The organism is Halalkalibaculum roseum (genome assembly GCF_011059145.1).
GTDB lineage: Bacteria > Bacteroidota > Rhodothermia > Balneolales > Balneolaceae > Halalkalibaculum > Halalkalibaculum roseum.
Map to the genome: position 1 here is coordinate 779,442 of NZ_JAALLT010000001.1, position 14,336 is coordinate 793,777.

Here is a 14,336-nt window from a genome sequence, read left to right on the forward strand (position 1 = left end):
TCAACGCGAGATATTTTTCTGAAAGGTGTCACCCCACAACTTACCTATGTTAATATGAAAAAAATATGAGCCCGAAATTTGCCACTGGAAAGCTTACAATTCCAAAGGTATGAATCTATATAAGTATGTAAAGATGCATCGTCTTGGGTCAAATTTGATCAATCTAGGACTACTGTTTAGGACAGTTCTCACCATGTAATTGGATCTTTATCATTGGATGCCCTTTCCCCTAGTGCGCCATAAGTTAGATTTAGATTCTTCCGATTTTTATAGTTCGCGCACAGAATTAGATGTTATCAAAATAACCGATGTTTAGCGCAGATTTTCAGGAATTACCTGTAGGTAAGTTTTCAGAATTAAAGGCATGTTTTTATTCGAAAAACATAGGTGCGTAAATTCACAAAAATTATTTTGTCAATAATCATTGACAATTATTACATATATGTAAGTGTATATTTTTATATGACATATAATATTTTCAGCGTAAATTTATTTCAGAAGATCTGACACAAGTTCGATCTACAATACGCACGGGATGTGCCAATAGTTTAGTAGTACATATCTATTCCCAAAGAATAGAAAATGACTACATCGTTCTTTGAAAAAAAAACAAAAATAAAATTTCGTGATAAATGAAAAATTCTACTTATGTCCAGTTCCCTCTAAATATCTTATCAAAATCAAAAGATAGAGAGGAACTTTATCGAATGATAACTGGCTACACACTCTTGTATTATTACGATTCGTATACCAATAATGAAAAGAGTAAACGTTTCCATTTCATAAAAAGGAGGCTTCTTGAGCAATGTGACCTTTCAGTACTAGAACCCATTAGGGGCTATTTTGGGACTGAGATGAATCTACAAAATTATGCATTAATGGGTTTAGACTTTGGTCTGGATGAGCTGGAGATCTTGAACATAACCAAAACCTATAAAAGCAGAGCAAGAGAGATAGGTCAGGATGAGCAAGCATTTGGTTCGAAAGAGCCAAAGATTAGAGTCCGTTTCGATATTCTTTATGACTATCGGATGGGGAAAATTTCTGATAGTCAGTTCAGAGTATTTTGTGCTATTCTTAGCATAATGGGTAGAAAGAAGTTTGCAAGAATAAGCTATGATCATATAAAGTACCGTGCGGCTGGCTTTCGTTCTAAAATTAAGTTCATAAAATATCAACGATTAGTTGGGGGCAAGTATGATTTCTTTTCAGATCGCAAGATCGCATATGCAGTAAGAAAGCTTGAAGAGAAATGTCTAATTACCACGCTGGTTTATAAACGAAGGCTAAAATATTACTCAGTTAGACTTGATATAAATGAACTCTTTAAACTAGTAGCTGATTCTAAATCTAGAAGTGTGGAATACTTTGAATTAAAGAAACAGTACGAAGATGATCTGCGTAACCTCAAGTCAATAATCAAGAACAAGGTTGAGCATCAACAACGTAGACTTAAATAGAATCTTTAAATATAAACTGTAAATAAAAACACTAGTAAAACCAATTAAATAGAAACCTTAAAATTATAACCTCTTAAATAAAAAAATTAAGTAAGTATGCTATCGCATTATTTAATTTTTTAAGAAGTCAAAAATATCAGATGCAGTTAATCTATTAATCCTAAATTTGGAAGCCAATGCAGCAAGTAGAAAATCAAGAAGCTTTGTTTAAAAGGCTAGAAATGAAAATTGATCTGTTACTTAACAGTAACATGTATCGGATAAATCAGAAAAGATACATAACTGCCCGTGAGGTCCAGAACCTTACTGGTTTAGATCAACGCACCATATTGAATAGATCTAATTATGCCGAAGACCACCCAAGGTATATTCCTTCTATTCAATTCGGTAACAGTCGAAGAAAATATTTCGAAAGAAAAGTTATCGAGAGAATTTTCCGACTAAACAATAACTGAGAATATATGAATTAAGAGTCCTCTTACGGAATTCTTTAGAAATTACTTTCAGTTTAGCATTACATAATCCCTCCCTTTTTCCCTGATAAAAATTTGAATCCAATAAATTCGCTTTTGATCAAAGCACCTGCTAGAGGTATATCCAAGCCAGGCGTAAGATTGGTTTTTCAAACAAAGCCAGGGAAAGGGAGGCTCTATAATTAGATACCCAAAACAACCAACACTTTAATTACTACTTATATGAAGCTAAATAATATCCCAACTGACATATCTAAATTTGATCAAAGAGCTGTATTTGAAAGGGTTTGGAATTGGAAAGCACCAAATAAATGCATTTTAAATAGTGACGAACTAGCAATGTATATGTTACTATTAACAAATGAATATTGGTCACACACTAATCCCAACATAATAGCAGTTGATCTGTACCATGCTTTAGATTATCTGGCAGAAATGGAAGTAAAGGATGACTATCTTGTAGAGTTACTTGAATCCCTAGAAACAAAAAAACTACTTGATTACTCCATCCTTAAAGTCTTTGACCAATCAATAATAATTGCTGATCTAAAACAATTAAGATCTGTAAATTGATAGCTTTTTTGAACAGGACTCGAACTATGGGTCCTGTTCATTTATCATATTTATTGATTGAATTTTTCAAATCATTTTCATCAAGGTGTTCATAGATCTGGGTAACGGTGACAGATGAGTGACCTAAAAATTTAGATACATGAGTTATTGGCACCCCTTTTCGTAGTAGATCAGTTGCGCAAGAATGCCTGAGTCCATGGAGGTTTATGGAATCAGGTAGGTTGGCCAGCTTAGCAAATTTCTTGAAAGATTTAGATAGTGATAAGGAATCCATTTGTGACCATTCATTAACGCCGGTTGCACTTGGGAATACGTATCCATCCAAAGGCCTTCCTTGATCCTTATGCCATTGCTCAAGCCAGGGCTTTAGATCGTCACGGAGGGGCAGTGTTCTATCCTTGCCCGATTTGGTATTGCTGTTATCCGAATTGGTTATCCGAATAAAACCTTCATCTAAGCTGACGTTCTTCCAGGTCAAGTTAACTGCTTCTTTTGCCCGTAGGCCACAGAAGTAGGTGGTCATTATCATCGGCTTAAACCATAAACGCATTTGTTCAGGCTTAGTAGCAAATCCCTTTTTCTTCAACTCCTTGTAGTATACATCAAAGGCTTCAAATACCTTTTCCAATTCTTCTTTGGTGAGAGTCTTTTGCGTAATTTTTTGAGGTACTTTTGGAGGTTTTATATCGGCGGTAGGATCTTCTCTGATAATCTCCTTCTCATGCAACCATCGGAAAAAGACCTTAAGATGTCTAAGGTAGCTGGCCTGTGTGGCAATAGAGATATCACTTCGGAAGCAGAAGTCTCGAATATCCTGCTCAACTATTTCAGTGACTGGCATAGTTCGTCCCAAGGCATCCATGAGCATCTCTAGGTGGCGTCGATAATTTTTCTTGGTAGTCTTGTTTGCCTGACTCCGAAGATCGACGAACTGATCAGCTGCCTTATCCAAAGGAAGATATTTTCCCTTTAGTTTTTTTCTCTTCTTTTCAGCTTCCATCTGTGGGGTCCATCCATTAAATGGATCAATTTCTCCCCGATTAAACTTATCCTCAAACTCTAAAAGAAATTTTTGGGCTTGTCTCTTATCTTTAGTTCCTAGACTGAGTGCCTTTTGCTTCCTTTTACCGTCCACTTTCTTAAAAAAGCGTATATAATAGATCCCTTTTCTTTTTCTGAGTCCTGCCATAGTTGGTACAATTAAAATTAGTAGATAGAGTCTGATTTTTGTCCCTTCGTGTTCTGTAAACCCAATAAAGCAGGAGAGTTTTTCAAAATACGGTTGGGGGTAGTGGTACAATTGCTCACTGTACCAACTTTTGTACCAACTATTTACAAAAATTGGGAATAAAAGGGAATAGTCTTCACGGAGAAAATTTTGGCATGAAATATTACAAATTTGCCAAAATCGCCAAATATGAGCTTTAAACAACGATTTTATTGAATAAAAAGGAGGGAATAAAAAAGTGGGCCCGGAGGGACTTGAACCCCCGACCAATCGATTATGAGTCGACTGCTCTAACCAACTGAGCTACGGGCCCTGGTATGCTCTTAAGAAGGCGCTAAACATAACAGTTTGGCCCCCTTATTACAAGGTAATACCGGATGTTTCAGAGTTACTAGAATGTTTATAAATGCACCATTCTGAAAATCACTAGGTAGCATATCTCAAATAAGTACCCGAGGCCGGACTCCTTCTCTATTCATCTCGGGTCTTGTCTAATGTGAAATATTGACCTTATAAGCATTAAAGGCCATTTTATTGTGATTAGGTCAGTTTCAAAATGTGTGCAAATCAAATAAATGTTGTACCTTTGTTGTACCAAACATTCACAAGTACAACAATATGGCGACTACTTATCACTTCTATCTACGCAAAGATAAAAAAAGAGACAACGGCAAATGTCCGATTTATTTACGAATTACGCAAAATCGTAAATCAAGATATGTGAGCACTGGTGTATATGTTCCCGAAAAAAATTGGAATCCGGATAAAGAAGAGGTTCGAAAGAATCATCGAAATTATAAAGCGTTAAATAGTATCCTAGAGGAAGAACAGGTTAAAGCAGAAATAGTACAAGCGGAATTAAGTAGACATGGCAAGGATTCAGCAAAGGCAATCCAGGAGCGTTTAAAAGAAAGACAAACCGGAGATTTCTTTGACTTAGCTGATGAGTATCTGAAAGAGGTTGAAAAGACTCAAAGCTATTACACACATAAAAATGCAAAGGTAGCTATTGGAAAAGTAGAGGACTTTGAAGATGGTCGATCTCTTCCTTTAAAACATATTGATTCGGGGTGGTTGGAACGCTTTGAACGCTTCTTAAAACAGGAATACGATAATCATCCAAATACCATAAGTAAAAACTTTCGTGCTATCCGAGGGATTATTAAGAAGGCACTAAAGAAGCATTTAATGCCCATTGATCCCTTTGCTACTTTTGAAGGTGCTAAACGGGCGAAACCACAGCCCAAAACTAAACTTTCTATTAAACAGATTGAGGCTATTGAGGAATTCAATTTTGAAAAGGGTTCTAATCTTTGGCATACTCGAAATTATTTTATGTTCTCATTTTATAGTGGAGGAATTCGTTTTGGAGATTTGTGTTGTCTCAGATGGAAAGATATTAAAGAAGGTCGCCTTTCCTATCAGATGAATAAGAATAAGAAGGCATTTACTATTGAGCTAAATCAGCACCAGAAAGATATTTTAGAGTTCTATTCCGAGGATAATAAATCGGAACATTTCATTTTCCCAATCCTTAATAGCTATAAAGATTATTCAGATTCTACCTATTTGCGAAAAAGGATTAGTAGTAAAAACGCCTTGGTTAACAAATGGCTTGGAAAGATAGCTGAAAAGGTAAATGCTAAACTAGAAAAGGAAGTATCTGATACACCCAAGATTGAGGGTATTTCATTTCATATTGCAAGGCATTCGTTCGCTCAGCATGCTGTTAAGAAAGGATTAAGCATGTATGAGTTGATGCAGACATTAAGGCATTCGAAGATAGAAACCACACAGAAGTATTTGAAAGGTCTCGATGAGCAACTAGCAGATGAAGCAATGAAAAAGGTATTTTAACATGAGTAAAAAGGAATACACATTTAAAGATTGGAAGAATGGAATAATCGAATCTGATTATCAAAATGGGTTTATTGAGAATGTAAAATCAGATGATTTTGGGCGCTTAATTGATAAGGTATACAAGGCTGGTCATGTATCTGAAGCAGAGTTAGATAAGATTAAACAAGCACAGCAGGAGACCTTCTTTAATGCAGTCGATATTACTGTTAATGCACTGATTGAGAATTTTAAGGAATCATTACGTATCTCTCCTGATCCAGAAGCCCTATTGCTAGAAGAAAAAAAGCTATTAAATGACTATCTGGATAATGCCCCTAATCATGATTATAGAGAGGTCCTAAAAGGTGGATGGAGTTCATCTGGGATCAATCATCGAATCTATAAGTTAGTTGAGGAGTTGAAAGGTGAATCGACTATAATCCATATTGCAAATCCTTCTAGTATACCTGATGATAACCTTAGGGAAAGAGGTCTTGAACACGTTGCGGGATTGGTAAATATGGTTACAGAGAAACTTTTTCCAGAAGTAGATTTGCCAAAAAGTAGTGAGGCATTTAATCTAAATAATTATGTCAGGAATGATTATTACCATATTGCCGTGTATGTCAAATTTCTTAATGAGCTTAAAGATTTAGAAGCACCTGGCGTTTCAAGTAATACCAACTCCCTTCTTGATCCTGAGGATGCAGCTAATGCATTTATAAAGCAATCAAGAAATACAAGGACACAATATTCTAAAGAGGAATATATACATGTAATGAAGTATGCAAGAGATAATCCAGAGGTTGTCTCAATTTCAAAACTTATCAGAGATTTAAAAGATCATCCTGAGTGTCCACAAAAAATTAAGCCTAAAGGTAAAGCAAAGAATTCTATAAGAAATTGGATAGAGTTTTATGATCAAAAGGCTGGTATAAAACGCAAATAATACGGCCTACTTCCCATTTCAAGCTATTTCCACCTATTTCCACTTATTGTTTCAAGCTATCCTTCCTTCTTATTGTGTAGTGAAATGAAAATACAACAAAGGAATTTTCACTATGCAACATGCTTATATCCCAACTAAAGAAGAACTGGAAGATATAATTTCCAGAGTTACTAGAGAGACTGTTAATGAAGTCTTGCCAGGAGCAATACGTAAAGCCACGCGTAATGAATGGTTAACTACTGATGACGTTATGGAAATGCTTCAATGTTCCAGAAGACACGTTCAGTATCTCAGGGATAGTAAGCAACTTCCATTCTCACAAAATGGCCGAACTATTCGATATCACATTGAAGATGTTGAGGCCTTTCTAAATGATCATAAAGTAGAATAATCATTAATGGGAATGGTATGGTTTTCGGGCAATGCTGGAGAGCACCCCGACCACATGGGAAAGACCAGGGAACAGCACTCTTCCCTGGGTTCCTAAACTTCCCGTGTGGGAAACTCAAAGGTAGATCCTTTTACGTGCACTTGCTTTAGAAAAGGCAAATTTCGGCGTACCGGGGGGTCTATCCTTGTCCCCCCGGTACGCCTTAAAGGCACTAAGTGGGAATAAAAAAAGGCGGACAGGGTGCTCGATACACCCTGTGCGCCTATAAATTTAATCAGAACGTGAATTCTTAATTAAATCATAATGAGAAATGAAAACTACGAAACCCAACAACAGTACGCAAACTGGCTATCTAACGAACGCTGGGATTATTTCTTCACTGGTACCTTCAGATATGAAAATATCTCTGTTAACGGCTCACGCAGGTGCGCTCAACGCTTTTTTCGAGGTTTCACGACCCTTGAACTTGGTGTTCTTTTCATCGAGTCGGGAAAACTCTATGGAAAAGTCCATTTGCACGGCCTGTTACGTTTCCGTCCAGGTCACCGGCCATCAGCTCGAACTATTTGGTCTTGGTGGTTTGACCGTTACGGACGTGCCAAAGTGGAAGAGATTGACTCCGCAGAAGCGGTCTCAAGCTACTGCTGTAAGTACGTAACCAAACAGATGAAGGATGAGACCTTCTTCCTGGTATGATGTCGGAAGAAAAGAAGCTAGCACTTGATTATAGAGATGCTGGCCTATGGTGGGGAGATATTCCCCATTCATTTGGATCTGATGTTTGTTCCAAGTGTGGTAATAGCTTGGGAGACGATAAATCTGCTGGTTTCAATATATGCGATTCCAGTGGGAACCATTGGTATGAATATCATCTGGAGTGTTTAAAAGGCATTTCCAACGTTTATGCCAATGGAGTGAGGATTTCTAAACCTGTATAAATATCCTTTTAAAGGCTAAAAAAGGAAGTTTTACGCTTTCTGGGAATCCATTTTTATAACGTATTTACTGACAAGTAAAAGCGTTGAAAATGGGTTCTCAGCCTTTTTAATACGTAAAACTGTAAACTAAACTAATCTTAGGATTATGATAGAAGAAATTGAAAAACCAAAAAAACTGGAAGAAGATGACCAATTAACGTGTCCTGAGTGCGGAAAAGGATTTCAAGACTATAGGGGGCTTACTTCTCATGCAAGACATAAGCATGAAATAGGGAGGCGAGAAATAACTGAGTCAATTCGTAGAGAGAAATTGGCGGAAAGTAATTTTGGAGTGACCTTCAAATTTATAGCTGGAATAACTACTACAATCTTAACTTTACTGATATTTGGTAAAATTAAATAGCTTTTTAAGCCAATAGAGCAGGATTAATTGTCTAAAAGGTAAATATATTAGGTTTTTTATTGACTTTTAGTAATATTTTTTGTATATTGATAGTGTAGTTCTCTGATATACTGATTAAGTGATATCTCTAGCCGCTATTAATTTAATTGCCTTCAGTATTGCAATTGGAGGTGCGGATTAATCCGCTTTCGGTGGCCTAAATGTTGTGTCCCCACAATGAGTAATCCCCCCTGGGGTAACCCCGGGAGGGCCAATTTGGTGGGAGACCAACCACATATACATAACCACTAGGACAGAAAAAGGAAGTTAACACAGGTTCCTACGAACTACGGCGTGAGATCACATTTTGGGAGGCCGGTGAGATTCACCGTCCGTAGTATAATTCCCAAATTAAAATGCAAGGTGAATAATATGGAGCCTTACAAATTAGTAAAGGAGCTTCAAGAGTTCCTTTCAGAGAATCGTAGCAACCTGACAGATGAAGATGTAATACTAATTAATCAAGTTATTGATGAACTAAAAAAGTTGAATGATCCAACCCAGAATCACATCGATTTTATAAATCGGAGTGTTAAAATTGTTGAGTTGGTTATGAGACTTTTTGATGTTTTTGAATAGCAAGTGCGGTTAGATATTACAGTAGTAATCTGGCTTCCTTTTTTTTCTAAAAATATAATGTAGGTACTTATGAAGTTTGGAGATGCAATTTATACTGTTCGGAAGCAAAAGAATATGTCACAGGATAAATTTTCTAAATTGATAGGTGTAGATCAGTCATACTTATCATTATTGGAAAATAATAAGAAGCGACCTAGTACTAAGCTCTTGGAAGAAATAAGTAACAGTATCAATATTCCGTTACCAATTTTGCTTTTTTATTCCATTTCCGAAGAAGATGTTAAAAATGATAAACGTGAACTTTTTAGATTAGTTTACCCGCAAATTAAAGACATGTTATTCCAGATATTTGATGAGGGTGGAGATGTAGATAGATGATTTGGGAAGCAGAAACATTTTTTAAAAATATAATTGAGACAGATCGGCAAGAGTATCAGAAAATAAAAAATAATATTTCTGATTTTTATTATCGAAAAGAGGTAAAGAAATTAGACCAGTTTGGTAATGTCAAGACTGATCAAAACGGAGAACCTGAAATCAGGGTCTTAATTCCTCCCAAGGGTAAATTAAAGGGCATTCAAAAATTAATTAATTCTAGAATTTTTTCGCAGATAGATTTTCCCCCGCAACTACATGGATCTATCAGAGAAAAAAGTTGCATAACTAATGCCCGTGAACATCAAGGTAATAAATATTTTTTCTTAACCGACTTGCGGAATTACTTTCCTACAATAAACAATAATTTAGTTTATGAGGCACTAATAAAGTTAGACTTTTCTCCTGAAGTGGCAAGTTTGATTACAAGGCTTGTTACATATAAGGGTTGCATTCCACAAGGTGCACCTACAAGCCCGGCAATTTCAAACTTAGTTTTTTTGCCCTACGATTCTAAAATCATCAAAATATGTAAGCAGCATGAATTAACATATACACGCTATATTGATGATTTAACATTTTCTTCGAAAAATTTTATACCAAAAGCGGTAATTCAAAATATCCTTGATGTAATAAGACATTCCCCATTTAAATTTCATCCTCGTAAGACGAAAACGAACATTGGAATAACGGAAGTCACGGGAGTCTTGGTAAAAAATAATGGCTTAGTTGCACCTGAAAGGAAATTCCAGAAACTGGAGAAGCTCAAGCAAAATTCAAAAAAGGCTATTGGGTTGAGAGGGCATATAAAGGCAATTTCAAAAAAATGAATTAGCGTTTACACTATAGTTTATCATCTTTAAAGGCTATCATTTGGAGGTTAATAATGCAGAAAAAATCAATTGGTTCATGGGTCGTTCATCATTCTAACAAGCTAGATGGATACATTCACAGTCCCGAATTTAAGAATATCAAAGTCGCTGGTAAGTGTGGTACACTTCTTTCTGCAATAACTGAAGATAAAGATTCCTCCATTACTAATACTAAATTGGAGGCGCTAGCAGCCTCATCAAATATTGATACTACTTTTGAGTTACCGAGGCTATTAGAAGTATTAGAAAATAATCACTTAATTGAGAGAAATCAGAATGGGATAGAAGTATTAGGCTTAACAAATAGTGCAGTTTTATCACAAACCTCAGATATTTTTAAAGAGCTTAAACCCTCCAGATTAGAACGTGCCAGCCTTGAATTGGCAGACTTATGTTCAGATAGACCCCAATTGGAAACTAAAGCTAAAGAGTATGTTTCCGATACCTATAAATTATCAAATGAAGAATCAACCAAGCTCTTAAGTAATTCAGAAGAAATTGGGTTTACTGACTTTGAACAATTATCCAATGAAAATAAAATCTACTTTAATGGTTATTTATTTAAACACGAATCGATTCCCAAAATTAATGCTGTATTAGCTTCTTTATCAGATGCAGAAAATAGAAAAGTTGTAGAAGCAAATGAATATTTAGAAAAATTTGGTTGTGTCGAATCGAAAGATTTGGAAAAGCTATTGGGAAAAGATCTTTTTGAAAAACTTTTATCAATCGGCATGTACGAATTAAATCAAGTAAGTAATGATTCCGAAAGTGTTATTTATGTAACGAGGCCTCAGGCGTTTGTAAAATTTCAAGATCCAAGTAATACTGATACTTTTGATCTAGCAAAAAGCTTAGTTGCTTCGATTACTTATGGTATTAACAGAAGAAGTGCTAAGGATGGTAGGATTCGAATGGTAGAATTATTAATGCAGAAACTACTTAGAGGTAAATGGGTTGGCCCAGCTAAAGCAATTGGAGAAGACTATAGAATTCTTGAAACGAAGAAAGTGGTTAAGGTTAAAAGGGAAGGTTACGGTTTTTCAATGAAACTGTTAAAAAAAGAAATTGGAGAAATTGCTTTAAAGGTTATTCAGGAAGGAGATGCTAGTGAGAAATCGCTTGATAGGTTTCCTGGTTCACCAGTCACAAACTATATTCCACCTGAGCAAAATAGATCAATTCTTAGAAAACAGCAGCAGAATCAAAATTTAGATCTAAGAGAAATTTTAAACTCTATTAGAACAGAAAATTAGTATGCCAAAGAATATTAAGGATTTATCAAAAGGTAATAAAACCGAGGAGATTCTCAGATATTATTTCAAAGGTCTAGGTTTTTACGTTGTTAGAGGTGTTCAGGTTAATTATAAGAATGTAAATATTACAGATATTGATCTATTACTATACAATAAAAATTCTAGTTTTAGCAAAGAGAGAATAAATGTTGATATAAAAGACAAAAAGAAGCCTAAAGCAGTCGAAAGAATATTTTGGACTAAAGGTATTCAAAACAACTTAGGTCTAGACAAGTGCATTGTGGCAACAAGTGATAGTAGACCGGAAGTGACCGAGTTTGGAAAAAAACAGGATGTTGTTGTATTAGATGGAAGTTTTTTGTCTGAACTTAAAAGAAGAGATTTTAAAATTGATCGAGTTAGCGAAGAATATTTAAAAGAAGAGCTCTCGAAAAATGAGTTAAATAAGTTTTTGGGAGACTGGTGGAGCAGATATGAGATGTCAAAAACACGCTTAATATCTGGTCTAAATTTTTCAGGATTCAATCAGTGTTTAGAAGACATAAAATTACTCTTTCAGGACATAATATCGCACCCAACAAAATCTGCTTATTACTTAAGATATCTTTATTTAATAATATCTCATTCTTTAGTGATTATTGATTATATAATTGGTTCAATTCCTTTTATGAGCCAAGAAGAAAAATTGGATTTATTAAATGAAGGTTTTAAGCATGGTACCCAAGGAAAGGCAAAGACTGATCACATTTTGGGTATAGTTAGTAAATTAGTTTCAGCGTATGTTACTGATGGAGATAAGATTATAAGACAGATAAAAAAAGATTTAGACTCAACATCAAAAGATATACCTACAGAGGTTCTATCTGAATTCTTTTCAAACACTTCAAACACAAATCATCTCTTTGATTATGCGAAAAGATTTGAATTTGTAGGCTTTAAAAAAGAGGTGGTTCACCCTGATAAACTGGAAAGTGATTTGAAGGGATTATTGGCTCTTTATCTTGATTTCAGTCAAATCTCTAGAAAAGATTTCTTTGGGATTGCTCCAAAAGAAGTTAAATAGTTGTACTATCGTTGTACCAATATCTTAAATAGCCAGCCTAAGTAGTTGTAAATAAACAACATAGACAAGTGTGTAAGTACCCGAGGCCGGACTCGAACCGGCACGATGGTTTAGCCATCATCGGATTTTAAGTCCGACGCGTCTACCAATTCCGCCACTCGGGCAATTTTTGAAATCAATTGCCTGACAACGACTTAGGACAAAATTTGCCAGTTTTCAGTTTGCTTCCATATCGTACTTTTCCAGGATAAAATTACCCCATTTTGGTAACAAACAGGTAACAAAGTCCTGTCAACAATATGTAATTGAACACTCATGAAATTGAGACTGCAAATATAAGGGATTGGGAAGTACTTCTACAAAGTAATCTTACAATTTAGTTTTCTTACTTAAACCTTGAAGCTTTGGATATTTTAAAACCAGGCTCTATCAAAGTGTGAAGATCGCTAGATTACCTGCTTTGTAATTTTTTTAATAGGTGAGTGTTTAACAAAAAGTTGATCCGAAAATTGGTAATAAATTTATAAAAAGCCTTATAGTGGAAATATTTCAAGATAATGCAATCGATATTCAGTCGTTTGCAAATATTTCCATGTCTAATTTTTAATCGAGTGATAACATATTATTGGTAAGCGTACTATCAATCGGTCTTTTCAAATACCATACGGTAATGATCGAATATTTCACGCTCAAAGCAAATCTTGTTTGGACCGGTACTGAGCAGTGCCCTGAAATTAATGTCGGTAAGATATTTAGGTAAGAGCGTAAGTAAAAAGCCGAATTTCTTCAGGTTAAACGACCGGTATCTTTTTTCCCACTGGCTTATCGTTTCAATATAGTCTAATCGGCCACTGCTTTTACTTATCAGTTTAAAAAGGGGTTTGGCATTTTTAACCACCATCTCTGATCCATAGGGTAACCATGATCCGGGGAATTGTTTCTCCATCAATGCTAATATGTAGGCATCGGAACCTTTTTTGGCTTTAATATCGATATGTTCATACTCGATCATGTTTTTGCTAAATACCATTGTTTGCAGGTACATCCTACCCCCAGATGGCATCAGGTCGTACACCGTACGGAAAAACCGGCGATACACCTCTTCCTGTTTTCCCGCTTTATACTCCTCAACCGAGCAGAAATGTTCAAAGGCACCCAGCGAAGCCACGGCATCAAATGTTCCGTAATCATCCGATGTTACTTCCAAACAGTTCTTGTTATAGACCTCCAGCCCGTTTTTTCTGCACGTTTCGGCCTGGGCGTCGGAGAGCGTAAGGCCAATACACGATGCACCGACTTCGTTGGCAATATAATTGACCAAAGGACCCCAGCCGCATCCCATGTCCAGCACACGGCTTTCGGGGGTGATATTCAACTGTTCCACAATAAACCGATGCTTCGCTTCCTGGGCCTGCTCGAGGGTCATGGAGAAATCCCCGTTGTACATGGCTCCGCTGAAATCAGCCATTTCCCCCATACTTAGCCGGAAAATCCGGTCAATGGTACTATAGGTAAAATTGAGATCTTGTTTGTCGGCCATAAGTTTTATATATGAGTTAAATGAATTCAGAAACTAAAAAAAGCCTGTTCAACTTAATGAAGCAGGCTTTTAATTCGAGTTTGAATACCTTCTAACTATTCTTAGTTCAGGCTTCGTACGTTAATTGCACTTTTGCCTTTCGGTGTATCTTCAATATCAAATTCCACGGCTTCACCGTCTTCAAAACCCTGGCCATAACCAAGACTTTCGACGTTGTTTTTGTGAACGAAAATGTCATCTCCTCCTTCTTCGGGAGCGATGAATCCAAATCCTTTTTGTGAATCGAAAAATTTTATTTTGCCTTGTTGTGACATAGTGTATTGTGTTTTAAGCACCTGTTGGCTTCGTCATGTGAAAG

General features: G+C 35.9%; 15 protein-coding genes and 2 tRNA genes. 12 read left to right on the plus strand and 5 right to left on the minus strand.

All coding sequences use genetic code 11. The features are described 5' to 3' along the window. The first annotated feature begins 632 nt into the window (after positions 1-632). Both G3570_RS03170 and G3570_RS03175 read left to right on the plus strand, forming a co-directional pair. Positions 633-1,460: a hypothetical protein gene (locus G3570_RS03170; RefSeq protein WP_165139080.1), complete on the plus strand. Its 828-nt coding sequence runs from the start codon at positions 633-635 to the stop codon at positions 1,458-1,460. A gap of 695 nt (positions 1,461-2,155) precedes the next feature. Beyond that, entirely contained in the window at positions 2,156-2,506 is a 351-nt protein-coding gene (locus G3570_RS03175) for a hypothetical protein (protein WP_165139082.1), read from the plus strand. 37 nt (positions 2,507-2,543) lie between these two features. Here G3570_RS03175 and G3570_RS03180 read toward each other — a convergent pair whose 3' ends face one another. Both G3570_RS03180 and G3570_RS03185 read right to left on the minus strand, forming a co-directional pair. Beyond that, positions 2,544-3,695 (minus strand): tyrosine-type recombinase/integrase, encoded by a 1,152-nt coding sequence (locus G3570_RS03180; protein ID WP_165139084.1) that lies wholly within the window; start codon positions 3,693-3,695, stop codon positions 2,544-2,546. A gap of 278 nt (positions 3,696-3,973) precedes the next feature. Next, a tRNA-Ile gene (locus G3570_RS03185) sits at positions 3,974-4,047 on the minus strand. Between the two features lie 305 nt (positions 4,048-4,352). Between G3570_RS03185 and G3570_RS03190 the strand changes: the two genes are divergently transcribed. The 10 genes from G3570_RS03190 to G3570_RS03235 all read left to right on the plus strand — a co-directional run bounded on the left by G3570_RS03190 (position 4,353) and on the right by G3570_RS03235 (position 12,438). Then, on the plus strand, positions 4,353-5,591 hold the full coding sequence (locus tag G3570_RS03190) for a site-specific integrase (RefSeq protein ID WP_165139086.1): 1,239 nt from the start codon (positions 4,353-4,355) through the stop codon (positions 5,589-5,591). A gap of 1 nt (position 5,592) precedes the next feature. Continuing rightward, entirely contained in the window at positions 5,593-6,522 is a 930-nt protein-coding gene (locus G3570_RS03195) for a hypothetical protein (protein ID WP_165139088.1), read from the plus strand. 112 nt (positions 6,523-6,634) lie between these two features. Further along, positions 6,635-6,913: a helix-turn-helix domain-containing protein gene (locus tag G3570_RS03200; protein ID WP_165139090.1), complete on the plus strand. Its 279-nt coding sequence runs from the start codon at positions 6,635-6,637 to the stop codon at positions 6,911-6,913. 303 nt (positions 6,914-7,216) lie between these two features. Beyond that, a complete protein-coding gene (locus G3570_RS03205) occupies positions 7,217-7,609 on the plus strand; it encodes a rolling circle replication-associated protein (RefSeq protein ID WP_165139091.1) in 393 nt (130 codons plus the stop codon). 24 nt (positions 7,610-7,633) lie between these two features. After that, positions 7,634-7,798 (plus strand): hypothetical protein, encoded by a 165-nt coding sequence (locus G3570_RS03210; RefSeq protein WP_165139093.1) that lies wholly within the window; start codon positions 7,634-7,636, stop codon positions 7,796-7,798. Between the two features lie 198 nt (positions 7,799-7,996). Continuing rightward, on the plus strand, positions 7,997-8,254 hold the full coding sequence (locus tag G3570_RS03215) for a hypothetical protein (RefSeq protein ID WP_165139095.1): 258 nt from the start codon (positions 7,997-7,999) through the stop codon (positions 8,252-8,254). Between the two features lie 687 nt (positions 8,255-8,941). Next, positions 8,942-9,250, plus strand: coding sequence for a helix-turn-helix domain-containing protein (locus G3570_RS03220; protein WP_165139097.1), 309 nt, complete (start codon positions 8,942-8,944; stop codon positions 9,248-9,250). After that, entirely contained in the window at positions 9,247-10,077 is an 831-nt protein-coding gene (locus G3570_RS03225) for a reverse transcriptase family protein (protein WP_165139099.1), read from the plus strand. The genes G3570_RS03220 and G3570_RS03225 overlap by 4 nt, the downstream gene beginning before the upstream one ends. A 56-nt stretch (positions 10,078-10,133) precedes the next feature. Further along, a complete protein-coding gene (locus G3570_RS03230; RefSeq protein ID WP_165139101.1) occupies positions 10,134-11,375 on the plus strand; it encodes a hypothetical protein in 1,242 nt (413 codons plus the stop codon). A gap of 1 nt (position 11,376) precedes the next feature. Continuing rightward, the gene (locus tag G3570_RS03235) at positions 11,377-12,438 is read left to right on the plus strand and encodes a hypothetical protein (protein WP_165139103.1); all 1,062 of its coding nucleotides are present in this window, start codon (positions 11,377-11,379) and stop codon (positions 12,436-12,438) included. A 77-nt stretch (positions 12,439-12,515) separates the two neighbouring features. Here the strand turns inward: G3570_RS03235 and G3570_RS03240 are convergent. From G3570_RS03240 to G3570_RS03250, 3 genes are all read right to left on the minus strand, one after another. Further along, a tRNA-Leu gene (locus G3570_RS03240) sits at positions 12,516-12,602 on the minus strand. Positions 12,603-13,078: 476 nt separating this feature from the next. After that, the gene (locus tag G3570_RS03245; RefSeq protein WP_165139105.1) at positions 13,079-13,978 is read right to left on the minus strand and encodes a class I SAM-dependent methyltransferase; all 900 of its coding nucleotides are present in this window, start codon (positions 13,976-13,978) and stop codon (positions 13,079-13,081) included. 101 nt (positions 13,979-14,079) lie between these two features. Next, a complete protein-coding gene (locus G3570_RS03250) occupies positions 14,080-14,292 on the minus strand; it encodes a cold-shock protein (protein WP_165139107.1) in 213 nt (70 codons plus the stop codon). Positions 14,293-14,336 lie beyond the last annotated feature (44 nt).